The sequence below is a fragment of the Salinispira pacifica genome (genome assembly GCF_000507245.1).
GTDB lineage: Bacteria > Spirochaetota > Spirochaetia > DSM-27196 > Salinispiraceae > Salinispira > Salinispira pacifica.
Window position 1 is genome coordinate 1,842,388 of sequence record NC_023035.1, and the last position, 25,081, is coordinate 1,867,468.

At 49.6% G+C, this 25,081-nt stretch carries 32 protein-coding genes and 1 tRNA gene; 23 read left to right on the forward strand and 10 right to left on the reverse strand.

Translation table 11 applies throughout. The features are described from left to right. Window positions 1-12: 12 nt before the first annotated feature. Window positions 13-1,083: an NADH:flavin oxidoreductase/NADH oxidase gene (locus L21SP2_RS08160; protein ID WP_024268029.1), complete on the reverse strand. Its 1,071-nt coding sequence runs from the start codon at window positions 1,081-1,083 to the stop codon at window positions 13-15. Between the two features lie 163 nt (window positions 1,084-1,246). Next, window positions 1,247-1,318, reverse strand: a tRNA-Gly gene (locus tag L21SP2_RS08165). A 114-nt stretch (window positions 1,319-1,432) separates the two neighbouring features. On the opposite strand from L21SP2_RS08165, the gene L21SP2_RS18035 reads away from it, so the two are divergent. Next, the gene (locus tag L21SP2_RS18035; protein ID WP_024268030.1) at window positions 1,433-1,825 is read left to right on the forward strand and encodes a DUF3276 family protein; all 393 of its coding nucleotides are present in this window, start codon (window positions 1,433-1,435) and stop codon (window positions 1,823-1,825) included. A 33-nt stretch (window positions 1,826-1,858) separates the two neighbouring features. Here L21SP2_RS18035 and L21SP2_RS08175 read toward each other — a convergent pair whose 3' ends face one another. Together L21SP2_RS08175 and L21SP2_RS08180 are read right to left on the reverse strand one after the other, a co-directional pair. Continuing rightward, window positions 1,859-2,491, reverse strand: a complete 633-nt coding sequence (locus L21SP2_RS08175) for a ribonuclease HII (protein ID WP_024268031.1) — start codon at window positions 2,489-2,491, stop codon at window positions 1,859-1,861. Continuing rightward, window positions 2,488-2,880 carry a class II SORL domain-containing protein gene (locus tag L21SP2_RS08180; protein ID WP_024268032.1) on the reverse strand — a complete coding sequence of 131 codons (393 nt, stop codon included), beginning with the start codon at window positions 2,878-2,880 and terminating at the stop codon, window positions 2,488-2,490. The genes L21SP2_RS08175 and L21SP2_RS08180 overlap by 4 nt, the downstream gene beginning before the upstream one ends. A gap of 238 nt (window positions 2,881-3,118) precedes the next feature. Here L21SP2_RS08180 and L21SP2_RS08185 point away from each other — a divergent pair, with 238 nt between their 5' ends. The 15 genes from L21SP2_RS08185 to L21SP2_RS18590 all read left to right on the forward strand — a co-directional run bounded on the left by L21SP2_RS08185 (window position 3,119) and on the right by L21SP2_RS18590 (window position 14,842). Next, complete coding sequence (locus L21SP2_RS08185; RefSeq protein ID WP_144082964.1) at window positions 3,119-5,926, forward strand: chromosome segregation SMC family protein; 2,808 nt, start codon at window positions 3,119-3,121, stop codon at window positions 5,924-5,926. 64 nt (window positions 5,927-5,990) lie between these two features. Next, the gene (locus tag L21SP2_RS08190) at window positions 5,991-6,392 is read left to right on the forward strand and encodes a hypothetical protein (protein WP_024268034.1); all 402 of its coding nucleotides are present in this window, start codon (window positions 5,991-5,993) and stop codon (window positions 6,390-6,392) included. Between the two features lie 40 nt (window positions 6,393-6,432). Continuing rightward, a complete protein-coding gene (locus L21SP2_RS08195) occupies window positions 6,433-7,197 on the forward strand; it encodes a hypothetical protein (RefSeq protein ID WP_144082965.1) in 765 nt (254 codons plus the stop codon). Then, window positions 7,194-7,934, forward strand: coding sequence for a tetratricopeptide repeat protein (locus tag L21SP2_RS08200; RefSeq protein ID WP_024268036.1), 741 nt, complete (start codon window positions 7,194-7,196; stop codon window positions 7,932-7,934). The genes L21SP2_RS08195 and L21SP2_RS08200 overlap by 4 nt, the downstream gene beginning before the upstream one ends. Window positions 7,935-8,075: 141 nt before the next feature. Beyond that, complete coding sequence (gene ffh, locus L21SP2_RS08205; RefSeq protein ID WP_041401375.1) at window positions 8,076-9,407, forward strand: signal recognition particle protein; 1,332 nt, start codon at window positions 8,076-8,078, stop codon at window positions 9,405-9,407. A gap of 109 nt (window positions 9,408-9,516) precedes the next feature. After that, on the forward strand, window positions 9,517-9,768 hold the full coding sequence (gene rpsP / locus L21SP2_RS08210) for a 30S ribosomal protein S16 (protein WP_024268038.1): 252 nt from the start codon (window positions 9,517-9,519) through the stop codon (window positions 9,766-9,768). 36 nt (window positions 9,769-9,804) lie between these two features. Then, complete coding sequence (locus L21SP2_RS08215; protein WP_041402534.1) at window positions 9,805-10,038, forward strand: KH domain-containing protein; 234 nt, start codon at window positions 9,805-9,807, stop codon at window positions 10,036-10,038. Further along, a complete protein-coding gene (gene rimM, locus L21SP2_RS08220) occupies window positions 10,038-10,544 on the forward strand; it encodes a ribosome maturation factor RimM (RefSeq protein WP_024268040.1) in 507 nt (168 codons plus the stop codon). The genes L21SP2_RS08215 and rimM overlap by 1 nt, the downstream gene beginning before the upstream one ends. Continuing rightward, on the forward strand, window positions 10,541-11,290 hold the full coding sequence (gene trmD, locus L21SP2_RS08225; RefSeq protein WP_024268041.1) for a tRNA (guanosine(37)-N1)-methyltransferase TrmD: 750 nt from the start codon (window positions 10,541-10,543) through the stop codon (window positions 11,288-11,290). The genes rimM and trmD overlap by 4 nt, the downstream gene beginning before the upstream one ends. Next, window positions 11,277-11,642 carry a 50S ribosomal protein L19 gene (rplS, locus tag L21SP2_RS08230; RefSeq protein ID WP_024268042.1) on the forward strand — a complete coding sequence of 122 codons (366 nt, stop codon included), beginning with the start codon at window positions 11,277-11,279 and terminating at the stop codon, window positions 11,640-11,642. Before trmD ends, rplS begins: the two co-directional genes overlap by 14 nt. 12 nt (window positions 11,643-11,654) lie before the next feature. Continuing rightward, complete coding sequence (locus tag L21SP2_RS08235) at window positions 11,655-12,761, forward strand: hypothetical protein (RefSeq protein ID WP_024268043.1); 1,107 nt, start codon at window positions 11,655-11,657, stop codon at window positions 12,759-12,761. Between the two features lie 31 nt (window positions 12,762-12,792). Beyond that, a complete protein-coding gene (locus L21SP2_RS08240) occupies window positions 12,793-13,095 on the forward strand; it encodes an EscU/YscU/HrcU family type III secretion system export apparatus switch protein (protein WP_024268044.1) in 303 nt (100 codons plus the stop codon). 35 nt (window positions 13,096-13,130) lie between these two features. Beyond that, window positions 13,131-14,237 carry an HD-GYP domain-containing protein gene (locus L21SP2_RS08245; protein ID WP_169730449.1) on the forward strand — a complete coding sequence of 369 codons (1,107 nt, stop codon included), beginning with the start codon at window positions 13,131-13,133 and terminating at the stop codon, window positions 14,235-14,237. 114 nt (window positions 14,238-14,351) lie between these two features. Next, window positions 14,352-14,663, forward strand: coding sequence for a YraN family protein (locus L21SP2_RS19240; protein ID WP_169730450.1), 312 nt, complete (start codon window positions 14,352-14,354; stop codon window positions 14,661-14,663). Between the two features lie 14 nt (window positions 14,664-14,677). Continuing rightward, window positions 14,678-14,842, forward strand: coding sequence for a hypothetical protein (locus tag L21SP2_RS18590; protein ID WP_024268046.1), 165 nt, complete (start codon window positions 14,678-14,680; stop codon window positions 14,840-14,842). 24 nt (window positions 14,843-14,866) lie between these two features. Here the strand turns inward: L21SP2_RS18590 and L21SP2_RS08250 are convergent, their stop codons facing one another. Next, window positions 14,867-15,550 (reverse strand): hypothetical protein, encoded by a 684-nt coding sequence (locus L21SP2_RS08250; RefSeq protein WP_144082966.1) that lies wholly within the window; start codon window positions 15,548-15,550, stop codon window positions 14,867-14,869. Window positions 15,551-15,747: 197 nt separating this feature from the next. On the opposite strand from L21SP2_RS08250, the gene coaD reads away from it, so the two are divergent. The 4 genes from coaD (at window position 15,748) to rnc (ending at window position 17,653) form a co-directional block, all read left to right on the forward strand. Continuing rightward, window positions 15,748-16,227: a pantetheine-phosphate adenylyltransferase gene (coaD, locus tag L21SP2_RS08255; protein ID WP_024268049.1), complete on the forward strand. Its 480-nt coding sequence runs from the start codon at window positions 15,748-15,750 to the stop codon at window positions 16,225-16,227. Between the two features lie 151 nt (window positions 16,228-16,378). Further along, window positions 16,379-16,567 carry a 50S ribosomal protein L32 gene (gene rpmF, locus L21SP2_RS18045; RefSeq protein ID WP_081719535.1) on the forward strand — a complete coding sequence of 63 codons (189 nt, stop codon included), beginning with the start codon at window positions 16,379-16,381 and terminating at the stop codon, window positions 16,565-16,567. 94 nt (window positions 16,568-16,661) lie between these two features. Next, a complete protein-coding gene (gene acpP / locus L21SP2_RS08260) occupies window positions 16,662-16,901 on the forward strand; it encodes an acyl carrier protein (RefSeq protein ID WP_024268050.1) in 240 nt (79 codons plus the stop codon). A 2-nt stretch (window positions 16,902-16,903) separates the two neighbouring features. Beyond that, window positions 16,904-17,653, forward strand: a complete 750-nt coding sequence (gene rnc / locus L21SP2_RS08265; protein ID WP_024268051.1) for a ribonuclease III — start codon at window positions 16,904-16,906, stop codon at window positions 17,651-17,653. Window positions 17,654-17,754: 101 nt separating this feature from the next. On the opposite strand, the gene L21SP2_RS17155 is transcribed toward rnc, so the two are convergent. The 3 genes from L21SP2_RS17155 to L21SP2_RS08275 form a co-directional block, all read right to left on the reverse strand. Beyond that, window positions 17,755-18,585: an HD domain-containing protein gene (locus L21SP2_RS17155; RefSeq protein WP_169730451.1), complete on the reverse strand. Its 831-nt coding sequence runs from the start codon at window positions 18,583-18,585 to the stop codon at window positions 17,755-17,757. A gap of 11 nt (window positions 18,586-18,596) precedes the next feature. Continuing rightward, entirely contained in the window at window positions 18,597-19,163 is a 567-nt protein-coding gene (locus L21SP2_RS18375; RefSeq protein WP_169730452.1) for a CCA tRNA nucleotidyltransferase, read from the reverse strand. 74 nt (window positions 19,164-19,237) lie between these two features. Continuing rightward, window positions 19,238-20,110 carry a flagellin N-terminal helical domain-containing protein gene (locus tag L21SP2_RS08275; protein ID WP_024268052.1) on the reverse strand — a complete coding sequence of 291 codons (873 nt, stop codon included), beginning with the start codon at window positions 20,108-20,110 and terminating at the stop codon, window positions 19,238-19,240. A 268-nt stretch (window positions 20,111-20,378) separates the two neighbouring features. On the opposite strand from L21SP2_RS08275, the gene L21SP2_RS08280 reads away from it, so the two are divergent. Then, on the forward strand, window positions 20,379-21,101 hold the full coding sequence (locus tag L21SP2_RS08280) for a thiamine diphosphokinase (protein ID WP_024268053.1): 723 nt from the start codon (window positions 20,379-20,381) through the stop codon (window positions 21,099-21,101). After that, complete coding sequence (locus L21SP2_RS08285) at window positions 21,082-22,965, forward strand: DUF5312 family protein (protein WP_041401378.1); 1,884 nt, start codon at window positions 21,082-21,084, stop codon at window positions 22,963-22,965. The genes L21SP2_RS08280 and L21SP2_RS08285 overlap by 20 nt, the downstream gene beginning before the upstream one ends. 76 nt (window positions 22,966-23,041) lie before the next feature. On the opposite strand, the gene L21SP2_RS08290 is transcribed toward L21SP2_RS08285, so the two are convergent. Beyond that, on the reverse strand, window positions 23,042-23,539 hold the full coding sequence (locus L21SP2_RS08290; RefSeq protein ID WP_024268055.1) for an HIT family protein: 498 nt from the start codon (window positions 23,537-23,539) through the stop codon (window positions 23,042-23,044). Next, on the reverse strand, window positions 23,540-24,499 hold the full coding sequence (locus L21SP2_RS08295; protein ID WP_024268056.1) for an SPFH domain-containing protein: 960 nt from the start codon (window positions 24,497-24,499) through the stop codon (window positions 23,540-23,542). Between the two features lie 286 nt (window positions 24,500-24,785). On the opposite strand from L21SP2_RS08295, the gene L21SP2_RS08300 reads away from it, so the two are divergent. Further along, window positions 24,786-25,073, forward strand: a complete 288-nt coding sequence (locus L21SP2_RS08300; protein WP_024268057.1) for a hypothetical protein — start codon at window positions 24,786-24,788, stop codon at window positions 25,071-25,073. The last annotated feature ends 8 nt before the right edge of the window (window positions 25,074-25,081 follow it).

Below are 25,081 nucleotides of genomic sequence, written 5' to 3' on the forward strand. Positions count from 1 at the left end.
TTCAATGATACGCTACTTCCAGGCCCGGGCATACTGTACGGGGCAGGGATTTTCTGCTCCCAGTTGCTCTGCGGCGTGCTGGGGCCAGTATGGTTCCCTGAGCAGTGCCCGGCCAAGGCTGATAATATCCGCCTGACCATGTTGTAGAATATGTTCAGCCTGATCTGCCTGGGTTATCAGGCCCACCGCTGCACAGTGAATGTCCGAATTTCTGCGGATTTCAGCTGCCATATCAACCTGATATCCCGGAGCAGTTGTCTTCGGCGAGGAACCTGGAAGGATACCTCCGCTTGAAACATGTATAAAATCCACTCCGGTTTCTTTCAATCTGCGTGAAAGCAAAATGCTGTCCGCCAGGGACCAGCCGTTCTCCAGCCAATCTGTGGCGGATATTCTCACGGACAGGATCGCCTGATCTTGAACGACGGTTTTCAATTCGCTTGCCAGCTCCAGGAGAAAGCGCATCCGACCGTCCACATCCCCGCCGTATCCGTCGGCCCGGGAGTTGGAGAGGGGGGAAAGAAAACTGTGGATCAGGTATCCGTGGGCGGCATGAATTTCTATCAGCTTATAGCCTGCACGGACGGCTCGTCTGGCCGCGAGAATAAATGCCGTCTGCACTTCCTGAATATCATCATCAGACATTGAGGCGGGTTTGCGGTGATTGGGAGAATATGGACGGTCATCCGGAGCAATAATGGGCCATCCGCCGGTTTCGTTGGAAAGAGGTCCATACCCTTCGAAGGGGCGGGCCGTCCCCGCTTTTCTGCCGGCATGAGCCAGTTGAATTCCCGGGAGACTGCCGGCCTCTTCGATCTGCTGGGCCAGTGCGCTCAGACCGTGTACATGATCATCAGACCAGATCCCCAGATCCTCGGGAGATATTCTTCCCCGGGGTTCCACTGCAGTGGCCTCGAGAATTACCGCCGCCGCACCGCCGATTGCCCGGCTCACATAGTGACTGTAATGCCATGAGCTCACCATGCCCTGTACGGAGGAATATTGACACATAGGTGCCATGATGATTCTGTTTTTGAGAGTAATCTCCCCCAGTGTGATGGGGGTAAACAAAAGGGGATTCATGGGGGACCTCCTGATATATTGTAATCCAGCGGGGGTGCAAAATCAAAAAATGCAATGTGAGCCCAGGCTCTTTTCTTTGGCGCAGGGGTAAAATCTCCTGCCGGAACACGGTTTATGCCATAAAAAAACCTGCAGGAGTTTACCTGCAGGTTTTCGAAAAAAGAGCGACCGATCGGAATCGAACCGACATCATCAGCTTGGAAGGCTGAGGTAATAGCCATTATACGACGGTCGCTTGGCTCGGCTGTATATGTATAATAGATGGCACCGAACTGTCAACACATTTTCTGAATAAATTTCTTCCGGCTTACTGATTGTGTTATCAGCCAAAATATCCTATGATTCCTGCATGGCATCACGAGGCGAGATATACAGCACCCGCTCAGATTCTGAGCGACGAACCTATTTTTTTAATGTAAAAGAAAACCGCAGAGGCGACCTTTTCCTGAATATTGTTGAAAGCAGTAAGAGGGATGAAGGGGAGAGTTTTGACCGGCACCAGATTATGGTCTATGAAGAAGATATTAAAGGTTTCATGGAAGAGCTGGAAAAAGCGGTCGCCATCGCCCGGAAACGGGAAAGCCTCACCGAAGCTGCTTCCCCCAGAAAATATAAGAAAAAAACTTCCGCAACACATCCTTCTCCCCGGCAGAAGACCTCCGGTAATGGAGAAGCGAAGGCCACGAATCTTCAGCGCAAGAAAGTACTGAAGCTCAAGAAAAAACGGGATCAAGACACGTAATTCGAAATCAAGATACATAATTCGGAGCAGGCATCAGGATACTCTGAAGCTTTTTCTCTGGATTCCTGACGGACCGTAGGTTCGGATTGCCGCTTTGTGGGCTGCCGTGGGGTATCCTTTATGCCCGTCAAATCCGTATTGGGGTTCTTTCCGGTGGTACTCTATCATCCAGCTGTCCCTGGCAACCTTTGCAATAATGGAGGCTGCGCTGATCTCTTCTATGCTGCCGTCTCCCTTGATCACCGCCTGGCAGTCCCCGTGAAGGGAGGGGGAGTAACCTTCAACAGTGGTGAAATCCGGCAGAAACTTGCCGTCAACCCGTATTGCGAACGGCTGAATACAGACGGCGTCTCCGCTGCTGCGCATTAACCCGGCCAGCATCCCAGCAAGGGCACGGTTCATGGCCAGCAGGGTGGCATTGTGAATATTCAACCGGTCAATTTCATCCTGCCATACCCATCCGGTTCCGTGACATTCCGCCTTGTTCCGTATTTCCCGGTCCAGATTGTTACGCCGGGTTTCGCTGAGTTTTTTCGAGTCGGTTAAGCCCTGTATGCCATGGTTCGAACCCAGTATTACTGCGGATGCAACAACGGGACCCGCCAGGGGGCCCCGTCCTACTTCATCTATACCGCAAATCAGGGTATGTGGTGTTGCCTTTGTCACGATACGGTAATTTTCTTTTCCGCTTCCCACAGTCCGTGGATGTTGCAGTAGCTCAATGCCTGAATGGTGCCGGAGGTTTTCAGCTTCACATCAACTGTGACCGCCGGCTCTGTGAGTGCCGACCCTTCATTGGCCCCTTTGGCGGAGGCGCCGTGGGCGGTGAACTGGCTGTCAGCCAACTGAATGGTGAATTTTTCCCCTTCAGGTCTGAAGTACACCTGTATCCAGGAAATAAAATGTTCTGTGGTGTTTGGATGGGGAATTTCCTTGCCAACGCTGGCGCTGATGCTGAACTTTTCCCCGCTCTTTACCGTATCCGGGCTTTCAATCACCGGAGCATGTTTTTCAGCCTTCCAGTCTGCCGTCTGAATTCCGTCCGCTATAGCCATATAGTCTCCTTCACGGTGGTACGCCGCTTTGTGGTTTTTCCCCTCGAATAAGAGGGATTGGTATGCTACTATGATATCAGGAAACGCCGGCGAAGGAAAGGAAACTTGACTATTGCAGTGCGTGGGTGATAATTTCATCCTTCGCGCCGCACATCGGCACCTGTCACAGATAAGTTGCTATCCAACTCAGTGATTGGGTAATCATCTTATATATATCAATTTACAAGCGAGCTAACACGTGTTTCTAAAACGAATAGAGATGTTCGGTTTCAAATCCTTTGCAGATAAAACCGAAATAGAGTTTACCAACGGCATATCCGCCCTGCTGGGGCCCAACGGCTGCGGCAAAAGCAATGTAGTTGACGCCATCAAATGGGTTCTGGGTGAACAGGCTACCAGAAGTCTGCGGGCCGAAAAAATGGAAGACATTATTTTCAACGGCACTGAAGACCGGAAGGCATTGAATGTGGCTGAAGTTACCCTCACGCTGGAAAATGATGAAGATCTGGTTCAGGTGGATGCGCCGGAGCTCAGTGTGAAGCGCAGGCTCTTTCGAAGCGGAGAAAGCGAATATTATCTGAATAATACCCCGGTAAAGCTGAAGGAGTTGAGAGAACTCTTTCTGGATACAGGTATCGGGAAGTCGGCATACTCAATCATGGAGCAGGGAAAGATAGACCAGATACTTTCCACCAAGCCGGAAGAGCGGCGGTACATTTTTGAGGAAGCCGCAAGCATCACCAAATATAAAGTGAAGGGTCAGGAGGCGGAGAGAAAGCTCCGCCGTACCGATGAAAACATCCGCCAGGTTGAAAGCATCCTTTCGGAGGTGAAACGCTCGTATGACAGTCTGGAGAAACAGGCCGGAAAAACAGAGCAGTACCATACACTCAGGGAGCAGCGCTTTGAACTTGAGCGTGATTTGAATCTGCTGAAATTGCGGGATTACTTCGAGAAGAAGGATAAAAAGACCCGAAATCTGGAAGAAGTGGGGAAGGAACGAAACGGAATCAAAACCACCATCGATTCCATTAATGAACACTTGGAAGAAAACCTTGACCAGGTCAATACCATGGAAAACGAGCTGAACGATTCAAACAAACGGCTCTATGGCCTGACCATCGAAAAATCCAACCTTTCCAGTCAGCTCAGCATGATCCATGAACGGGTGCGGGAACTGGAAGATAAAATTCAGCAGGATAAGGCTCAGGAACATGCCATCAACGAAAAGAAGAGCCGCCTGGAGAAAGAGCGGGATGAGAAGCAGAAGCAGATTCAGGATTATACCAAACGTTTGACTGAGGTGGGTGAAAACATTGACGATTTCACCCAGAGCATTAAAACCTCCGAACAGCGGGTAAGTGCCAATGAGAAAGAAGAAAAACGTCTGGAGCTGGAGAACCTGGATTACGATGTGCAGATGTCCAATCTTCAACAGGATCTGCAGCATCTTACCGACGATATTGTACATGAACTTGACGAGCAGCTGAAAAAAACCTCGGAGAACATGGATGAGCAGAAAGAAGCCCGTGAGCTGCTCCTTGAATCGGTGCAGCAGCTTGAAAAGCTGATTTCACGTCAGCGTCAGAATTATGATGATCTGGCGTCCCCGGCGGATCAGGGGGAGGCGATTGCCGGTATTCTCACCAGGGGGCTGGACGAACTGTCGGAAATACACGGCACGATTGCCGAAAGTTTTCAGCGCTACAGCGATGCCGCCCCCAGTTTTATTGAAGATTTTCTGGCACCTGAAGGGATTATCACCAGAAAGCGTGAAATTGATTCCCGGCTACTGGAGCTTAGGAATAATATTGAAAATAATAGAAAGCTGATCACCGGGCTGGCCGAGGAAAACCGTTCTCTTCAGGAGAAAATCCGGGAGTACCGCGGGACCCTTCAGGAATTACTGGTAAATAAAGAACGGATGAAGGGCCAGAAGGATGCGGTGCAAAGCGAAAGCGATGGAATTGATCAGCAGATCAATGAGCTTGATGCCCGGATTCTGGAAAACCGCCAGAAAATCGCCGAAGATGAGGGGCGACTTAAGGGACTGGAAGGAAGAATTACGGAGTTGAAGAAAGATAAAGATGAGCTTCTGAAGCAGGAAAGCAGCCTCCAAAAAGAACTTCAAAACCTTGAGAAGGGAATCTCCAGCCGCAATAAAGATCTGTCCAAAAAGGAAAAAGAGCTTCAGAAGCACATGGACCAGCTCGGCAAAGTCCAGGCTCGTCATGAAACCCTCCAGATCGAGCTTACCGAGATTACCACGGAGATGAAAAACCTCTATACCAACTTCCGCGAACGCTATTCCAGAGATCTCAGCGAGTTTGAAGACAGCATCTATGAAATTCAGCACGATACCAAAACCATCAGAGAGGAAATCGCTTCGGTGAAAGACCGGCTCAAGTCCCTGGGATCGGTGAATCTCATGGCTATTGAAGAATTCGCCGAAGTGAAAGAACGCTTTGATTTTCTGAATGGCCAGCTTGAGGATCTGGAAACCGCCAAGAACGATCTCCAGGAGGTCACCACACAGATCCGGGATGAATCAGCCCGGCTGTTCCTGGAAACCTATGAGCAGATCAAGAAGAATTTTCATTCAATGTTTCGCCGTCTCTTCGGCGGCGGACGGGGCGAACTGAAACTCACCGATCCTGAAAATGTACTGGAGTCCGGTATCGAGATTTTCGCCCAGCCTCCGGGAAAGAAGCTGGAAAACATCACCCTGCTTTCAGGGGGAGAGCGCAGCCTCACCGCAGTGGCCATGCTTTTTGCCACATATATGGTGAAGCCTTCTCCATTCTGTCTGCTGGATGAAATTGATGCCGCCCTTGATGAAAGCAATGTGGGCCGGTTTATCAATATGCTGATGGAGTTTGCCAATACTTCCCAGTTTATTGTAATAACCCATAACAAGAAGACGGTTGCCGGTGCCAGTACGCTGCTTGGAATTACCATGGAAGAATCCGGTGTTTCCAAAGCGGTATCAATCAGGCTGGGAACAGGGGAGACTGATGAAACTGTCCGGGGGTATCTTGACAGGTGACAGACGGTGCCCTCCAGGACCTGTGTCGTGTTCCGTGAGGCGAAGTACATAGAAGGGCCAATACATGGATTTTCGGGAACTTGAAGACTGGAAAAAGCTTCTCATTATAATTGCCGCAGCCTCTGTTCTGGCGGTGCTTCTCACGGTGATATTCGCCCTGGCCGGTTCATCATCCTCCGCAGCGTCCTCAAGGCGAAGCTCTGATGAGGCTGCAGATTCTTCCCGAAACACCGGACCTGTCTTAGAACGGATCGACGAGTTCCGCCTTACTCCCCAGCGGTTTATGTTTCCTCCGGTGGTTGACGAAATATGGTACGGCACATACCAACCCTTACGGGAGCGGAAATTTCAATGGGACATGGAAGAGTTTACCAGGTTCTATTACGATCCCCGTCACATCGGCAGCGAAAATCTCCGTGAGCAAAACCGTGAGCTGATAGAAGGTCTGCTGGAAGAAATTCCTTAGTTTTTCCTTTCCCCCTCCGAAAATATAGATGGGAGGGACAATGAATACACGAAGATCAGCAGGCTGTGCAGTCATTAGTCTTATTTTGATATTTACCGGGTGTGCCACCACCCAACAGGTGGACATGGAGCAGTTTTCTTCAGATATGTCACCGGCGATATCCGCCGACTCTCCGGAGAAACCTGAAGCAGGGATACCCCGGGTAAGCTCTCGAAACCGTGAATCCGGCCTTGAACAGGCAGACCATCCACAAATGCTTCCGATTATCCGCTCCCACGAGTCTGTTTCCCCCGGGGTGGAAGGCTCCATCCGGTCTACAGCGGTCAGCGAACCTGTGTTTTCCGATGCATCCATCTCCCTCCCTCTGCCGGAACTGAAACAATCCCGTACTGAAGACGCTGAAGCCCAGGATGAATACTCCCGGGAAACAAGTCAGGAAAGACCTGATGCAAACGCCGATGCAAACCCGGAAGCAAACCCGGCAATAAATAATGATGAGCCCGGTGAAACAACCCGGGCATCAGAGCAGGGAGAGTTGCCTCTTCCGAATCTAGAGTTGAATACAGAATCGATTGCTGAATTACCCTCTCCCTCCGAACCTGAAGAACCCACACAGGATCCTGTGAACAGGCCGGATTCTGCCGTGACGGTTGAGGAATCGTCCCGGGATAACGCTGCAGCCCCGGGAACCCGAAAAATTTCAGTCGGGGTGTCGCCTTCCCGGACCTCTGCCAGCCAGCCCGCAGACTCCAAAGCGTCCGGGGCTTCAGCTCCGGCCGACGGCGGGAAACTGAAACCAATGTGAAGGTGGAAGTGTATCTGGATGACGGTAATCTGGCCCGTGTACCCCTGGAGGGAAGGGGGTGGGTGTTTATCCGCAGCAGCGGAGATGCGGATTTTGTGTCCAAGAACCGGGAGCAGGACCGGGAAGTTTTTATATTTACCGTATCCTCATCCGGGGACCAGGATCTGCTGTTTCAAAGACAGAACCTCACCGACGGCCGGATAGACAGGAAGTTCATGGATATCAGTTTCCTTTCCCCTCCTGAGTCGGATGGATCAGCGAATCAAACGTCAAATCCCCCTGTATCTGAATTGGGTGAAGACGCTTCCGATTCACGAGGGGCAAACCCGGCTGTCCCCGGTGACAACACGGCGGCTCAAAATCCGATGGATGATGCCTCTCTCCCGGGTACGGCTGCCGTGGCAAATACCGGAGAAGCGGATCAGCAGAAAGAGTATCATAGCATGGCGCCGGAGGAACTTGAAAGGCTTGCCCTGGAATTTCTTGCAAATAACGAAAAACGGAAGGCACTTGAGTTGCTGGAGTTGATCTCCAGAAAATACCCGGCATATGATAATATAGACAGAGTGCTTTTTCGCCAGGCCCAGTTACTGGAGGGGCCAGGTCCGGCACGAAATATCAATCGATCTCTTGCCTCCTATCGGGAGCTCATCGATCTTTTTCCCTTCTCCGCCTTTGAACGGGATGCCCGGGAACGGATCAGATACATTGAGCGTAGTTTTATCCGGGTGTTCTGATATCTGACAGTCAATTTCCCTTCTTTTCAGCTCCTTGACATTGAGCTGAACAACAAGTATAAGTAACACTAAATTTTTCTGCGTAAACTCAATCATCCCCTGCAGGGATGATTGAGTGTGCGGAGTTCAGGGGTGAGTATATTGTTTGACAGGTTGTCAACAACATTTTCAGATCTGTTTCGGCAGATGGGCGGAAAGGCCAAGATCAGTGAGAAAAACGTTCAGGATGCAGTTGAGCAGATCAAACTTGCTCTGCTGGAAGCGGACGTTAATCTCAGGGTTGTCCGCCGCTTTGTAAACGCAACCCTGAAAGAGGCCACCGGAGAGCATGTACTCCGATCGGTGAGTCCCGGACAGCAATTTGTGAAAATTGTCCACGACCGGATCGTTCATCTGCTGGGTGATGAGGCTGCCGGACTGAATCTCAAGGGTCCGGATACTACATCCGTGATTCTTCTTCTGGGACTGCAGGGAAGCGGTAAGACCACCACCGCATCCAAGCTTGCGGCCCGGCTGAAAAAAGAAGGGCGCAGACCCCTGCTTGTGGCGGCGGATCTGGTTCGGCCGGCGGCGGTGGATCAGCTTGTGACCTTGGGATCGCAGATTGCCGTGGACGTGCATTCTGAAAAGGGTGCCAAAGATCCGGTAAAGGTTGCCAAAAACGGTCTCAAACGGGGTAAGAAAGAGCTGTACGATACGGTGATTATCGATACCTCGGGACGGATGCATGTGGATGCCGATCTCATGAAAGAGATCAAATCCGTGTTTCAGGCAGTGAAGCCCGACGAAACCCTGATGGTTGCCGATGCCATGACGGGACAGCATGCGGTGGATATAGCCAAGAGTTTCGATGAAACAGTTGAACTCAGCGGAGTCATCCTGAGTAAATTCGACTCCGATACCCGGGGCGGTGCGGCATTATCCCTGAAATCCATAACCGGTAAAGCCATTAAATTTATCGGGGTGGGTGAAAAATCCGATGATCTGGAACCTTTTGTTCCCGAGAGAATAGCCAGCCGGATTCTCGGAATGGGGGATGTGGTTTCCCTGGTGGAGAAAGCCCAGGAGACCATTGACGAACAGGAAGCTGTCGATCTGCAGAAAAAGATGGCTTCCAAGAATTTCACCCTGGAAGATTATCTGGATCAGTTTTCCCGTATGCGGAAAATGGGCGGCCTTGAAAAAATCATGGATATGATGCCGGGCATGCAGGGGCAGATGGAGATGGATGAGAATCAGCAGAAAATGATTGCTCATCAGGAAGCGATTATTCTCTCCATGACGCCCAAAGAACGGCAGAATCATTTTATGATCGGACCGGGGCGCCGGAAACGGATTGCCAAGGGCAGCGGAACATCGGTGCACCAGGTGAATAAGTTGATAAAGGACTTTGACAAAATGCGGCAAATGATGAAAAAGGCCGCAAAAAATAAGAAGTATCAGCAGCAAATGATGAAGCAGTTGGGTGTGTAGAGGACCCTCCCTCTCGCGGCAGCATCCATGGGAACTCCCATGCTTTATACGCTGTGTAAAATTGAAATTGACCTGTTGAAATGGTACAGGATAGATCAGGAGGATATCCGTGAGTGTGAAAATTCGATTGAAACGATTTGGTTCCAAAAGACGTCCCTATTACCGCATAGTGGTAATGGACTCAAGAACTGCCCGTGACGGGCGGGCCATTGAAGAGCTGGGCTTCTACCATCCCATTGAGTTGGAAGAAAAGCAGCTGGAGATCAATGAAGAAAAAATCCGTCAGTGGCTGGATAAGGGAGCACGTCCTTCTCCTACTGTCCGGAAGCTTTTGAATAAGAAAAACTTTCATCTTAAGTAGTCTCTCACTTGAATTCCTGAAGGAGGAGAGATGCTGATGGAACGAGATTTTGTAGAATATGTAGCCAAGTCTCTGGTGGATGAGCCGGATAACGTTGAAGTAAATGTTATTGAGGGTGAAAAATCCACCATTCTTGAACTCCGTGTTGCGGCGGATGATATCGGAAAGGTAATCGGGAAGAACGGCCGAATTGCGAAGGCAGTTCGCACTCTTCTTAACGCCACCGCATCCAAGACCGGTAAACGGGTGGTTCTGGAAATTCTGGACTGATGACAGATGATCGCCTGATAATCGGCAGGATTCTGGCCCCCCACGGAGTGCGGGGTGAGATGAAAGTACAGAGTTTGTCCGGTGAGGATGCGCATTTCAAAGCCCTTTCCCGGGTCTGGCTGAAAAAATCAGGCCGGGAATTTGAAATGAAGGTGCGGGGTGTGAGAGGGGCGTTGCCTAATCTCATTATCGCATTTGAAAACGTGGATTCGCCGGAGGAAGCGGGAAAATTCCGCGGGGCCGAGGTGCTGGCTGAGAGAGATCAGGCTGCAATACGGAAAGACGGCGAGTTTTACTATGCCGATCTCACAGGTTGTATGATCGTCTATAATTCTGTTGAAATGGCAGAAGTGAAATCAGTCTGGGACAACGGCAACTGCCATATGTTCGAGTGTGAACTGAAGGACGGAGGGGTGGTTCAAATCCCTTTTCAGAATCAGTTCATTGGCGACGTTGACACGGATCGGAAGCAAATAGAACTGCTTGTGGATTGGATTCTTGAATGAAACTGAAAATTCTGACATTATTCCCTGAAATTATCCAGGGATTCTTTCAGAGTTCAATCATGGCCAAGGCGGTTGAACGTGGAATAATTGATTACCAGGTGATCAATTTCCGGGAGTATGCAGCGGATAAACACCGAACTGCGGATTCCTACCCCTACGGGGGCGGAGCCGGGATGGTGTTGAAATGCGAACCCATTGCTGCAGCTCTGGACGCGATTTCCAGTTCTGACCAGTCCGCCGCCAGGAGAATTGTGTACCCCAGCCCGTCTGGAACACAGTTCACTCAGGCAAAAGCCCTGGAACTTTCACAGATGGATGAACTTGTGTTTATCTGTGGACGATACGAAGGATTAGATCAGCGTATTATAGAAGAATATGTTGATGATGAAATTTCAGTGGGTGATTACGTACTCTCGTCCGGAGAGATTGGGAGTCTGGTGATCATTGATGCCGTATACCGGCTTCTTGACGGAGTAATCAACAGCGAATCGCTGCTGGAGGAAAGTCATGAAGACGGTGTGCTGGAGTATCCCCACTACACCCGTCCTGAGGAATTCAGGGGCAGAACTGTCCCCCCGGTTCTTCTTTCAGGACATCATGAAAAGATCCGCAAATGGCGGCGGAAGCAGGGGCTGAAAAAGACTCTGCGAAATCGCCCGGATCTTCTGGAGAACCGGAAATTATCAAAGGAAGACGAAAAGCTTCTTTCTGAAATAGAGCAGGAGGATGATCATGGATCTGATTAAAGCAATTGAGAGCGAACAAATTCGTGATGTTGCGGAATTCCATATCGGTGATACGGTAAAAGTACATTACCGAATTGTTGAAGGAAAGACTGAACGTACACAGGTATACGAAGGCACGGTTATCGCCCGGAACAACTCCGGTGCATCTGAGACCTTCACTGTGCGGAAGATGTCCTACGGTGTGGGAGTAGAGCGGGTATTTCCCGTGAATTCCCCGAGAATCGAAAAGATTGAGATGGCCCGTCGGGGACGTGTTCGCCGTTCCAAGCTGTATTATCTCCGCAGCCGCAGAGGTAAGGCCGCCAAGGTACGGGAACTTATCCGCAAAAAGTCCGCAGCCAAGGAAGCCTAAGGGGGAATCCCCATGGCCACCGCTGCAGGCGGTTTGCCGCCGAACAATCAGTTTTCTCAAACAGTATTTACTGTTACGGCCAGGATATCTCCTGGCCTTTTTCGTTTAAATCTGGACGGGAAGGGGATAACCGCCCGTACCGCCCTGGATCTTACCCCGGGCAAACAGTATGAGGGAAAAATCAGGCAGATCGGTCCTGAAACTGTTCTCCAGATTCAGCGAACATCTTCCGATGCCTCGGGAGTTCCCCATCTTATTCAGCAGTACCGTGAACAGGCGGGGGTTCCGGACGATATGCTCAGCCGTCTTATTCTCGGACAAATGGTACAACAGCAGCGTCCCTTCCAGGCAGGAGCTTTCAGGCAACTGTATCTGCAACTCCAGTGGCTGTACCCTCAACTGGCTCGGCCGAATGAGCAGCGGGCAGAACATCCCTCTTCACCCGTACCCTCAACAAAGCTGCTTGAAGCAGCCAGGTTTTTAAGCATTCTTCAGGACAAGGGCCTCAGCTTCAGCGATGATCAGCTGCGGCTTTTTCTTCGGGGAATGGGAGTGTTGCCCGGGACCGTGAAAGATGCGGGTGCCGGCGGGGACAGGTTCCTCCATAACTCCGGGGGCGGAACCGATGATCATGCAGGTGAAGAGCATTCCGGGAGCAATTCCCATCAAAGACGCAACCCCGGTGATGAAGGAAATAAACGGCATAAGAACCGTCAAGAAGAGCTGTGGTCCCTGATTCAGCGTTTCAATGCAGCCGCTGCGGCTGATTCCGGAAGCAGTTCGGGGGCGAAGAAAAATGCATCCTGGATCCTTGTTCCCCTGGCACATCGGGAAAGTCCTGAACAGCAGGGATTCCTGCGATATAATTCTGCGGATGAAGAGGAGGCCGTGAGCGTACGGGTGGGGGAATGGTTTTTCGCATGGTATGAAAAAGATCGGGGCGTGATGTATTATCAGGCTCCCCGAAATTCTGCATCTTCTGTTAAGAGTCAATTGAAAAAAATCCTCAAAGGATTTACCTTTAATGAGGTGATGGAATTATCAGAGCTTATGGATTCTGACGGTTTTTCACTCAGCAGCGGAACGGATAATATTCTGATCCGAAACGACCAAGGATAGCGCAAATTCAGTTTCAGGGGGATCTGGTAGCATGTATCATGATTTGCGGCCCCTACCCGGAAAATCTCCGGAATCTGCGGAGAAACGCCAGGCAGTGGCTCTCTACTACCGCAGGGATTTACCCGCTCCTCTGATTCTTGCCCGGGGAACCGGCTTTCTTGCAGAACAAATCCTGGCCTCAGCTGAAATGGCTGAGGTGCCGATAATTAAAGACAGAACCGCTTCCGGAATGCTCATACAGCTGGATGTCGGGCAGATCATACCGGAGAGTTGTTATGAAATTGCAGCTGAATTATTTCGGTTTGTGCAAAATATAGAAACAAAGGGTCATTGATGAAGGAAATTTCCGTAGATAGTCTTGAAGCCGGCATGAAGTTTACTGAACCGCTCTATATGGATGCTGATAATATCATTGTTCCGGGTAAAGTTCCGCTTAAGGAAAAAGACATTCAGCGGCTGAAGCGCTGGAAAATCAATGTTGTTCAGACAGAGGGCGAGATCATCAGTGAGGAAGAGGATGAACCCAAAGGTTTCCAGGGAATGATCCAGATGGCCTTTACGTCTCCCTCACAAAAAGAGGTGACAAAGTATTATTCCCGTTATACTCAAAAATACGCCGAGTTCATGAACGATATCGAGGCCCGCACACCTCCCGACAGCATTGATATTAAGGATCTTATTGATAAGATCATGGAACTTCTTCATGAACATAAAGAAGATGTAATTCAGTACATTCTCTACGGCAAACAGGGAGAGTCAAATTCTGCGGAAAATGCGGTAAATGCCACGATTTTATCAATCCTGATAGGACAGGAGATGAACCTGGTATCCCATAAAATCCACCAGCTTGCGGCCAGTGCCCTGCTGAGAGATTGCGGAATGCTGCGAATACCCGATGAGATCAGGAATAAAAAGGGAAAGCTCAGCAGCGATGAGCTTCAGCAGATCCGCACTCATCCTGTTCATTCCTACCGCATCATAACCAAGGAAATCGGGTTCTCCGAAGATGTGGGTATTCCCGCCATGCAGCATCAGGAACGCTGGGACGGTCACGGCTATCCGAAGAATCTCAAAGGAAATGCCATCTCCCTCCATGCCAGGATCATTTCCGTGGCAGATGCCTTCGAAGCCATGGTGAGCGAAAGACCCCACAGAAACGCAATGATCGGGTACACCGCCATGCGCACCATTCTCAGTGATAACGGTCGGCGATTCGATCCGGATATTCTGAAAATATTCATCCGCACCCTGGGCATATACCCGATAGGCTCAATTGTCCTGTTGAACAATTCCTGCATAGGAAGAGTGGTTAAGCATAAGCCGGATGCCCCCCTTCGCCCCCGAATCAAGGTGATGATCGATGAAGAGGGAACCACCCACTTTCAGGATGACGGTGAAATTATCGATCTTGCCGAATCCACCAAAATATTCATTGCCAAGGCGGTTGATCCCAAGACGGTGCAGGAAAAAAGCTGACTCACCCTGTGCAGCGGCAATCAGCTTCTCTTTTTTTCCGGTATTACACTATGAATGGGTGTTCTCAGGACGCAAGTTAGATCTACAGCCGCTATAGGTATTCTCGGTGAGCGTATGTGCGCAGAATTTCTTATTGGCCGTGGCTGGAAAATTCTTGAAAGAAACATCAACTCTCCATGGGGGGAGGTCGATATTATATGTGAGAGGCAAGGATGCCTCTGGGCGGTTGAAGTCAAAACCCGATGGTGTTTTGATGACCACTGGATGCCTGGAATCGTAAGCTGCGGTCAGCTGCGGCGTATACAACGAAGTCTTGAATGGTATGCAAGGGAGTGCAGATCCTCAGACTTTTCTCAACTTCAGGTGTGTCTGGCGCTTATCATTATATCCAAGGGAAAAATCCAATTCTTTTCAACTGCTCCTTAAGGAATAGGAAGATCATGGAAGATCGAATTGTCTTTAAGGACCGGGATGTACGGCTGGAAATTCTCAAAGAGAAAATCCGGGATCCAATGTATCTCCAGTATGCGGTGCAGAAAATTGCGGGAAATCTCACCGAAGAATACTACAGTCGTACTCAGCAGAATGAGACCCAGTCCAAATAATACCCCTATGCCCATGGGGGCATGTTAAAATCGTTTTTGAATCTCAATACCGGCGATCAGTTCAGCCAGCGATAAGGCTGCATATTTCTGTCGTCGGCTGGTTCCTCTTTCCATTACCCCGAGTATCTGCTCGAATAATTCCTCGCTCTTCATGGACCAGGTTCTCTCATGCATTGAACGTACGGCAGCAAGAATACTGTCGATCAGGGCTCCGTCACGATGGCGCAGAAGGGCGCTTCGTAGATGCCGGGTGAAGTATTCGCTTCGCAGTTCATTAAACGGCGGGGCGATTTCTTCATATACCCTGAACAGCTGCCTCAGCACTGCGGGATCTTGCTCCATTTCGAGAATGTCGTCTGCGGCGCTGAGGCTGTATTCGCCTCCGATAAACTCAAGAATTTGAACCGCCTGGCTGCGCTGTTGCACGTCTGCTCCATGGGCTGTGGAACCTGCTGAGACCCGGCTGAAGGGGCTGAGAGCGATCCGTTTTATCAGCGAGATACTTATCCTGTCGCCGGCGCTGATAAAGCCTTCTGAGGCCTGTTCGGCAAGATAGTTCAGGGCCTGTTCATACATGGGGGCATTATTCCGGGAAATGTCTGTGGCAGCATCCAGCCACATCACCTCTTCACGGGACAACTGGGGAACCTCCAGGGGAATCCATTGAATATTCTCCACCTGAGCGTGGAGGCCAACTGCTGATGCCAACAGGAGTAACGTGACCATAGGCCTGAGAAAAAGGCTGAAAGTATGGCGTTGCCGGAATGACCGACATGCAGGGGAGGGTGCCTGGTTGGAACGTCTTGACGGCTGCCGCCGGATGAGGATTTTCCGCATTATGTGTAAATAGTACTATGCAAACATTTTCTTGACCATAGTGGCCTTTGAACCTATGATTAGCGGGTATGAAAAAGGCGCTATTCCCCGGGTCATTCGATCCGCCGACACATGGACATCTGAACATTATTCACAGGGCCATGGAAGTATTTGACGAAATTCATGTGGTTATTGCGGTGAATCCTCAAAAAAACTATGCCTTCACCGCTGAAGAGCGATTCGAGATGATTAAAACCCTCACCGAAGATTTCGAAAACGTATACGTTCATTTGTGGGACAGACTGATCGTGGACTTTGCTGACAAAATCGGGGCAAAGGTGCTGCTCAGGGGGGTACGGGCCCTGGCGGATTTTAATTATGAGTTTGAACTGTCCATGATGAATAAGGGCTTGAATTCCCGGGTTGAGACGCTGTTCATGCCCACCGACCCCCAGTATTTTGTCCTTCGCTCATCGGCAATCCGCGAACTTGTGAGACTGGGGGGCGATATTACCTCCATGGTTCCAGGACCCATCATCAACCAGGTTACCGAACGTTTCTCAGGATAAAATTCCTGAATCTAATTCGATTATTTGCTGTTTTTGTATTTACATGATGCCCCTTTTCAGGGTAAATTGAACATCGTTCAAGTTAGCTTGACAAAAGGTACGCCATCATGTAAGTTCTCATGAATTAAATAATAAGTGAGGATGAGTTACTATGGCTGTACCCAAGAAACGGGCATCAAAGGCCAGGACACGCAGGCATCATTCAATCAACCGGAAGCTTACGGTTGCGAATCTCGTTGAATGCGATAACTGCGGCGCCAAAAAGATGCCTCATCGTGTATGTCCTAAATGCGGTTTTTACCGAGGCAAACAAGTTATTGAACCGGATACACTTTCCTAAACCGTGAATCCGGTTACAAGATTGCGCTGACCCCCGGAAATCATTCTGATTCGCCGGGGCCGGCATGATCAAAGCAACTATTATGGAGGGTTCCATGGACGAACTGTTCGAGAAGATGAAAAAACTCATTGCGGATAAGCTGGAAGTAGAAGAAAGCAAGATTACACCAGAATCTTCCTTTCGGCAGGATCTTGGTGCTGACAGTCTCGATACATACGAGCTGGTATACGCCATCGAAGAAGAGATGGGAATTACCATCCCCGATGAGAAAGCAAACGAATTCGAAACCGTAAAAGACGCTCTTGATTTTATCCAGTCACAGCAGAATGGCTGAGAGTGATCTTTCCCAAAGACGGTGAGGCTCAGCGGGCTCCGCTGATTTCGCCGGAACGGAAAAAAGAACTGCAGCTGTTTGAAAAACATGCTGGAACAAGGTTCAGGAGACAAGATCTTCTGAACCTTGCTTTTTCTCACCGCTCCTACGCGAATGAAAGCCGGTCCGATGTTGCCAATAACGAGAAGCTCGAATTCCTTGGGGATTCGGTTCTCGGGCTTGTCGTAGCTGAATATCTTTATCAGCTGCTGCCTGAAGAGGAAGAGGGGCGGCTGGCAAAGATAAAATCCTTTGTGGTTTCAGAAGACAGCCTGGCGGATATCGCACGGTATCTGAAGATCGATAATTTTATTCTAATCGGAAAAGGCGAGGAATACTCCGGCGGGCGCTCCAAGAAAGCGATCCTGGCGGATGCTCTGGAAGCCGTTATCGGCGCGCTTTTTCTTGATTCAGGGTTTAAATCAGCCAAGAAGTTTATTCTCAAGTACTTTGTTCCCGAGATTAACAAGGTTCTGGAAAATAAACATCGCAAGGATTATAAAACCCTTCTTCAGGAATATCTGCAGAAACACCATAAAGTGTACCCCAGGTATCAGCTGGTGAAAAAGACAGGCCCCGACCATGCAAAGGTATTCTGGATGGAAGTCCAGGTTCTGGAGGAAAATTTCGGCCCCGGAAAGGGCAGGAACAAAAAGGAAGCCGAACAAAAGGCTGCAGAACTTGCGTACAGACATTTTCATCCGGATACCTGATTCCTCATTATCTCTCAAAAAGTGACTGGATACGGGCGTTGTTTCAACGGAACTCTGCATGCATTACCCATGCATCTGAGGGTTCCGTTGATTCCCATTGTTCAGGTATCTTCCTTCAGAGGCAGGATTCTCTCCCTGTAGTAGTTCGATGCCAGAGTAAGCAGTTTCTTCCGGGAATTCATGGATGGGTCATCAAGTACCGCCTCCAGTAAAAACAGCAAAACCTTTTTCATCTCTCTGGATTTCGGGATTCCCGCATCTTCGTGAAGTATATTCCCGTTGATGTCCAGATCACCGATGGTAAGGGCGGACTGTTGCTGCAGCAGCCTTCCCACTCTGTCCCGCAGTTCATTCAGCCAGGGTATTACCGGAGCCTGAAGGGGATTCCCGTTCTGTTGCTGGTCATGGAAGGGACCCGTTTTGCCGGCAATATCGGAATTTTTCAAATCAAGCAGATCAAGAATATCATCACGGCCAACCCGGCTGACAAAACGTCTCACGGCTTTATCTGAATCCTTCCCGCGGACCTGAAACATGTGATGCATTATCAGGTGATGCACCTTCTTTTCGAATGCTCTGGGGTATTTCAGTCTGTTGCAGATTTCGCTGGCCATCTGTGCAGAGTGCTTCTCATGAGCAGGATAGCTGATTTCGCCGTCGGCTGATTCACTGCGGGTTTCCGTCTTTCCGATATCGTGGAGGAGGGCAGCAAGGCGAACTTCAAGGCTGTGGAGGGGGGCATAATCGCAGCAGCAGAGCAGGTGGTCAAAAAGATCCCGGTTTTCGGGCATGCTGTCCTGGGAAAATCCCCGGCAGCTGTGCAGTTCCGGGAGAAAGAGTTGAAGTACTCCCAGATCATCGGCAATCGCCAGTCCCCTGCTGGGTCTTGGTGAAAAGAGGATTTTGTTGAACTCGTCCCGGATCCGTTCCACAGAAACCTGCTTCATGAATTCAAGGCGGGAACGCATCCCTCATAGGTCACCTGTTCAATGCTGAAGTTCAACCCGGAGGCGAAACGAATTCCGCGAATTATCCGCAAGCCGTCTTCAGAAAATCTGAGAAGAGGATCACCCACGGTTCTGATAATCCCGCTTTTCAGGTCCTTTTTCCCCCCGTGGGGGTCCAGAAGCTGATGGGTCTGGAGGTTATAGGCCATGGCATTGATGGTAAAATCTCTTCGTTTCAGATCCTCATGGATATTTCCCGTATATTCCACACTGTCAGGTCTTCGGGCGTCGCTGTAGCTTCCGTCAATACGGTATGTTGTTACTTCATAGCTCTCACCCTTGAAACGAATGGTTACCGTTCCATGCTGAATTCCTGTGGGAATTACATGATGAAACAATTTCATGATTTCCTGGGGCTGAGCGTCGCTGGCAAGATCCCAATCCATGGGCGGACGGCCGAGAACAATATTTCTTACTGCTCCGCCCACCAGATATAACTCATGCCCTGCGGCCCGGAATATCCGTTCAATGCTGTATAGATTTTTCGGTATAAACGTTTTCACGATAGGAATAATACATAAAAAAACCGGTCCCATAAAGCCGGGGACCGGTTTTCCTGAATTCCTTCGGTAGAAAATTACTGAAGGAGCTGGAGAACACTCTGGTTCTTCTGGTTCGCCTGGGCAAGCATGGCCTGTGAGCTCTGGGTAAGAATCTGGTTCTTAACAAACTCGACCATTTCACCTGCCATATCCGTATCGCGGATCCGGCTTTCGGCAGCCTGCAGGTTTTCAGCACCGATGGTGATACCCTGCCGGGCCATTTCAAGACGGTTCTGATACGCACCAAGGTCGGCTCTTTGCTTGTTGACCTTCTTCATCGCGGTATCCACCATTCCGATTACGTTATTTGCTGCATCGGGGTTGGATATGCTGATGAAGCTTGCGCTGTGGGGCAGACCGGCTGTGCTCTGAAGTCCAAGACCCTGTGCGGTCATGGTACCGATGTACACACGTTCACGCTGATCCATGTTGGCGCCGATATGGAACCACATGCTGGCGGTTACGGCGTTCACGCCGGTTTCCTGTGCAAAACGACCGGTAAGGAGGTTCATGCCGTTAAACTGAGCATGACTCGCAACCCGGTTGATTTCGTCAACCAGCTGGCTCACCTCAACCTGAATCTGCATACGGTCCTCTGCGCTGTACACACCGTTGGATGACTGAACAGCCAGTTCACGTACCCGCTGGAGAATATCGCCTGTTTCCTGGAGATATCCTTCTGTGGTCTGGATAAGAGAGATGCCGTCCGCTGCATTCCGGTCAGCCTGATTCAAACCGCGGATCTGCGCCCGCATTTTTTCAGAAACGGCCAGTCCGGAGGCATCGTCGCCCGCCCGGTTAATGCGTTCACCAGAAGAAAGTTTCTCGATATTCTTTTCCATATCGATGTTGTTAAACTTGTTCTGACGATGAGCGAACATAGCACTCATGTTGTGATTGATAATCATACAATCCTCCGTGATTGTTGTTTATCACTTCCCCAAAAGGAAGCGTGGAACCGACATCCTTGTCGGTATTTCCTGATTAGATGTTCGGCAGATGAAGAGATCACTAAAGCAGTTTCGGAAAAAAAGTATAAATTATTGCCGGAGGTGAAAAATCTACAAGGATGTTCATGATTTCCCGTTGGAGATGCAGGTACCTGTACTTCATGTAATACCATACGTATACTGAGGAATACGATTTATATTTCAGCGGAATACGCCGGAGGTTTGGATGGACAGCAGTCTGATTATAACAGGAGGATCATCACCGCCGGTGGAGGTGTTGCAGTTTCTCGGTACTCGCTTTCGGATATGTGTGGCTGCTGACAGCGGAGCTGATACGGCTCTGGCAGCCGGTATCCGGCCTGATTATTTTTTGGGTGATATGGATTCTGTCTCCAGCGAGCATCTTGAGCAGATAACAGGCTGGGATATCAGCGTTTCCGAATTTGACAAAGATAAAGATTACTCTGATTCAGAGCTCGCACTGAGGAAAGCGAAGACGCTATGGGCTCCCGGGGAATTTATCGCAATGGCCGGAGGCGGGGGAGGGCGTATTGATCATCTCATGGCGAATATTCGTCTTTTCGATACGGATATCTATCCGGATTACTGGATCACGGCTGATTCGGAAGTTTTCCCTCTTGTCTCGGACCAGGAGCTGAATATTCCCCGGGGAAGCACTGTTTCAATCCTTCCGGTTGGCAGGGGGCCATGGAAAATGGAAAGCACCGGCCTGAAATGGAATTTGAACGATATCCGGTGGAGCCCCGGCCAGATCAGTTTGAGTAATTCCACGATTTTCTCTACAATTCAGCTATCTGTGCTTGAAGGACGCTTTCTATTTATCCGTCCGCTGCCGCAGGAAGAGTATTGGGTCAAAGACGCTGCTGACTTCCTGCTGCTGGATCAGTGCATACACATATGGAGAAGCAATGGCCGCACACACAGTTAGAGAATTAGCCCAGGCTCTTCCGGAGGGTGAAAGAAGGGTGCTTCTTTCACGAATTCAGAAAAGTCTCCAATTAAATTCTGACAGCGAATCTTCCATTTATCACGGCAAGTCGGATAGTAATGATCAGGCTGCACGGATCCAGGCGGATATTCGCAAACTCGGACTTTGGCAGAGAATAGTTCTCTTTTTTAAAAAACTCTTTTCTTCCAGAACTGAACAGGAATTGTTCATGAGCATGAAAGTCGATCAGCTTTTCAAGAGGCTGCAGAACAAGGGGCACCATCTGGTACAGTTTGAAGGGCGTTGGCTCGAGCCTGCTTTCGCAGAGCTGGTCTATGCCCTGTATATCCAGATTCTCCCGCTGATCAATGTATTCCGGCGGTTCTGGAAGGCACCGGATAAACTCCAGGGGCTGGTCGAATTTATTCTTGAACGGCGTGTTCCCAATGCCAAGTCAAGCATATTCCGTTTCATGACATTTCAGGAGCTGCAGGATTATTTTGAGAAATTTGAAAGCAAGGAATCCCTGAAGAGGGAGCTGCTGAAACGGATTGAAATTTATCTGGAAAATATTCCTCCTGAAGTATTCAGGGAGATCGAGGACGGCATTTTTCCGCTGTACTACTATAAAGAACTGGTGCTGTTCGATTTCACCCGTTTTTTTAACGCATTTCAGGTTGATATTCATTCCGCAGTTTCAGGGGGGAGGATTGAATTTCATGCGGCAAAGGCCGATCCCATGCTGGAACAGCTGGAGCATCTGTATTACGCCCTGTATGCCGCCCGCAGGGCTCAGGCCGTGAGCAGTATGCATGAAGAGGTCTTCATCTATTTCTCATCAGTTGAAGAAGACGGATCGGGCGGGCGTCCCGAAGCTCCTGCGGATATGCCGGACAGTCCCTTTGAAAACGAAATGGACCCTCCGGAAAGCTCGGCGTCTGAAACCGGTTTCCGGGAAACCGGAGGGGAACCTCCGTCGTCAATGGATTTTCAGGGCAGTTCCGGCGGCGTAGCCCAGAAGAAGCTCTTCAAGGAAATCGCCGGGGCCGTGGAACAGTTCTGGCAAAAGGCTCAGTTGGGAAATATCATCAGATTCTTCCGCAAAAACCCCTATTACCGCTTCATCGCATATGCTCCGAATCTTAACATTCAGGAATTTTATCTTTCCGCACTTAGATTGAAAGTCCTCAGCGAACTGGACGAACAGTTTTCCAATGTACGCCGGGAGGTTATCAGAAAGAAAAAAGAACGGATATTCCCCCATAATATGCAGGATTTTGAATTCTACCGCCGCTCGGTCATTTCATCTTCAAATGTAAAGCTGCCGGTATTCAGATATGTGGACAGCATAGCCACTCTGTATCATTTTCTGGTGTACCGCTTTGAACGGGTGCATCTGGAAGCTCTGAGGGTACTGGCCCGGATTCTTCCAGAGAGATTCAGAGACTACGGTTCCCGTCTCATTCTTTCCATAGCAGCACTGGAAGATCTTCTGGAATCAATCCGAACCTTCGATTACAGCTTTTCCCCTTTGTCGGATGAAGGAAAAAGCTTTTACCGCCTGAGATACGCGGCGGAGAAGGATTTAACCCAGCTGAAGTCCTACCGTGTGGTAGTTGCTCAGAAGGATAAGGAAGTAAAGGGATACCTGGACAAGGGTGTTGATCAGCTTCATACCCTGGAACAGCTTATGGATAAGATCCATGATGCCCAGCTTGAGAATCTGAATGACAGGTTCCAGTCTCTCAGTTCTTCCGGCAGCGGACATTTGCGTAAACGGCTTGAGACGATGATGAACGAAGTAAAATCGATTCAGAAAATATTATTCTACGAGCGGCAGCTGGAGGAAGAAGCCCACATTTAATGGCCATTGGGTTAAATAATACTGGCCATTGGCTTCAATAGCTCGTGTGGTCGGCTAAAAAATCAGTCGGTTTGCGCTATTCTAATCCGTACTTCTTCTGATTTTTCAGCTCTCGAATCCTGCTGCAGGTGTCGTACGGAGATTCAATGAGCACCCTTCGGCCTGCAATCAGGTCGGCTATTCCCACCTCCCGTTCATATCTGGGGATGATATGGAGATGAAGGTGGTCTATTGAACCGCCGGCCACGGTACCCATGTTGTAGCCGATGTTATAGCCTGCGGGGGATTGCAGATCATCCAGGAGATCAAGGAAGGATGATTGTATTGCTTCCAGTTCCCGGTTTTCCTGGGCTTTCAGCTCCCGTATATCAACAACATGCCGCCGGGGATAGATGAGAATGTGTCCGGGATTATACGGATACAGATTCACGCTTACTAAAAAATGCTCCCCCCGATGCACGGTAAGATCCACCAGGGATTCTTCACCGTCCCTGAGACCGCAAAGAATACATCCGTTATATTTGGGACCTCGTACGTAATCCAGCTTATCGAAGTTGAGAAAATATCCCCCCATCTACTGTGGTCCTCCCGCAGGAGTTGAAACCCCGCCAAGCACTTCCTGAAACATGGGTGCAAGTCCAAGAGGATCGTTGCCTGAACTGGCAACCAAGGAAAGATATTCCATGAGACTGGGGTGGGTATCCAGCAGATCTCCAAGTTCTTCCAGACTCTCTTTTCTTGCCTGGCTGATAAGCTGGATTCTGGCGATATCTCCCGCAGCCTGCTCCCGTGCCAGATTTTCCGCAGAAGCTATGCTTCTGTATCGTTCCCTGGCGGCAGCGTATACTTCCATATCCGGCAGTTCCAGATCATGAATCCGAAAGCTTACCAGTCGGATTTCCGGTATATCTTCCTGAATTTTCTCTGCAAGCATTTCCTGAAGCTCCGCATTTTCCAGAAGAATATCGGTAAGCCAGGGAGAATCCTCACCTTCCGGGCTGCTGCCGGAAGCAGGGGGGTCGTCTCCGTCTTCCGGTGCACCGCCCCCGGTAACTGAGACAGAGTCCTGGAGTATATCCGCAATGTACTGGGGAAATTTCCCTTCAATGGCTGACTCAAGCTGGGCGGTATATGCTTCCACTCCTTCGGGTCTCAGACCCGATTCCTCTGCAAGCCGGGGAAGCATATCGGGTTTAAGCTCAAAACTCAGCGTACTCTCAAAGCTGTACTGGAACGAAGGTTCCCTGGGCATCAGTTCGCTGTAGAGATCTGCCGCCGGAAGAGCGCCGCGGTGACCGGCTTCCAGAGAAATGATGCGCCGGGGAAAATGATATCGGCTGAGCATGGTGGGAAACACTCCCTCCCAGCGCCAGACAAAGGTACCGGGGTACACGGTTTCCTGTTCCCAGCCCCGGGCTTTGGTGAATAGAACCACATATTCATCATCGTCAACGTGGAATTGAACCCAGCCCAGAAAAAAGACTGCCGCACCCGCAATAATCAGAATAATGAGTGAAATAACAAAACCTTTCATAAAAAATCACACCCCTGTGGCATTTTCAAATTCGGTACTTCAGGAATAAGCCCAAACGAATAATATATAATTCGTTAATGGTAAATATTTTACGATGTATCCAGCGGTATAGCCCGGGAACAAAACATTACAGATAAAAAAAACTCCCCTGGTTGCGCTTAGCTTCCATTAAAGCATATATTTTAATATGTAAGCAATGAAAACATCAGTGGACCTAAAACGATTTAAAAAGAGTATTACACATCACTTCCTTCTGAGGACCCTGCACATCCTTGAAGGGGGGACTGTGTTTCTGCTCAGCTCGGCAGTAATTGCCAGTATGATGTATATTCTGGGAAATTTCCAAAGCTTCATGGAGGAAACCCAGCTGTTTATCCTCAGCATGATTCAAACTGTGAGTATAGTGGGTTTTGTGGTTTCCCTGTATTATCTGGCATTTCTGGTGTATTGGATATTCAGGCGGAAACGGGTGCCCTTTCAGCGGTTGTTTTCTGCTCTGTTTGCCATTGTGATAAATATTCTTCTTTCCGCCGGATCTCTGTTGATTCAGGATCTCAGCACAGGGCTGGGATAATCCGGTGT

Coding starts and splice junctions, on each gene's coding strand:
- L21SP2_RS08160 (WP_024268029.1), bottom strand. CDS start 1,083: ATGAATCCCCTTTTGTTTACCCCCATCACACTGGGGGAGATTACTCTC.
- L21SP2_RS18035 (WP_024268030.1), top strand. CDS start 1,433: ATGGCATCACGAGGCGAGATATACAGCACCCGCTCAGATTCTGAGCGA.
- L21SP2_RS08180 (WP_024268032.1), bottom strand. CDS start 2,880: ATGGCTATAGCGGACGGAATTCAGACGGCAGACTGGAAGGCTGAAAAA.
- L21SP2_RS08190 (WP_024268034.1), top strand. CDS start 5,991: ATGGATTTTCGGGAACTTGAAGACTGGAAAAAGCTTCTCATTATAATT.
- L21SP2_RS08195 (WP_144082965.1), top strand. CDS start 6,433: ATGAATACACGAAGATCAGCAGGCTGTGCAGTCATTAGTCTTATTTTG.
- L21SP2_RS08215 (WP_041402534.1), top strand. CDS start 9,805: ATGGAACGAGATTTTGTAGAATATGTAGCCAAGTCTCTGGTGGATGAG.
- rimM (WP_024268040.1), top strand. CDS start 10,038: ATGACAGATGATCGCCTGATAATCGGCAGGATTCTGGCCCCCCACGGA.
- trmD (WP_024268041.1), top strand. CDS start 10,541: ATGAAACTGAAAATTCTGACATTATTCCCTGAAATTATCCAGGGATTC.
- rplS (WP_024268042.1), top strand. CDS start 11,277: ATGGATCTGATTAAAGCAATTGAGAGCGAACAAATTCGTGATGTTGCG.
- L21SP2_RS08235 (WP_024268043.1), top strand. CDS start 11,655: ATGGCCACCGCTGCAGGCGGTTTGCCGCCGAACAATCAGTTTTCTCAA.
- L21SP2_RS08240 (WP_024268044.1), top strand. CDS start 12,793: ATGTATCATGATTTGCGGCCCCTACCCGGAAAATCTCCGGAATCTGCG.
- L21SP2_RS08245 (WP_169730449.1), top strand. CDS start 13,131: ATGAAGTTTACTGAACCGCTCTATATGGATGCTGATAATATCATTGTT.
- L21SP2_RS19240 (WP_169730450.1), top strand. CDS start 14,352: ATGTGCGCAGAATTTCTTATTGGCCGTGGCTGGAAAATTCTTGAAAGA.
- L21SP2_RS18590 (WP_024268046.1), top strand. CDS start 14,678: ATGGAAGATCGAATTGTCTTTAAGGACCGGGATGTACGGCTGGAAATT.
- coaD (WP_024268049.1), top strand. CDS start 15,748: ATGAAAAAGGCGCTATTCCCCGGGTCATTCGATCCGCCGACACATGGA.
- rpmF (WP_081719535.1), top strand. CDS start 16,379: ATGGCTGTACCCAAGAAACGGGCATCAAAGGCCAGGACACGCAGGCAT.
- acpP (WP_024268050.1), top strand. CDS start 16,662: ATGGACGAACTGTTCGAGAAGATGAAAAAACTCATTGCGGATAAGCTG.
- L21SP2_RS08275 (WP_024268052.1), bottom strand. CDS start 20,110: ATGATTATCAATCACAACATGAGTGCTATGTTCGCTCATCGTCAGAAC.
- L21SP2_RS08280 (WP_024268053.1), top strand. CDS start 20,379: ATGGACAGCAGTCTGATTATAACAGGAGGATCATCACCGCCGGTGGAG.
- L21SP2_RS08285 (WP_041401378.1), top strand. CDS start 21,082: ATGGCCGCACACACAGTTAGAGAATTAGCCCAGGCTCTTCCGGAGGGT.
- L21SP2_RS08290 (WP_024268055.1), bottom strand. CDS start 23,539: ATGGGGGGATATTTTCTCAACTTCGATAAGCTGGATTACGTACGAGGT.
- L21SP2_RS08295 (WP_024268056.1), bottom strand. CDS start 24,499: ATGAAAGGTTTTGTTATTTCACTCATTATTCTGATTATTGCGGGTGCG.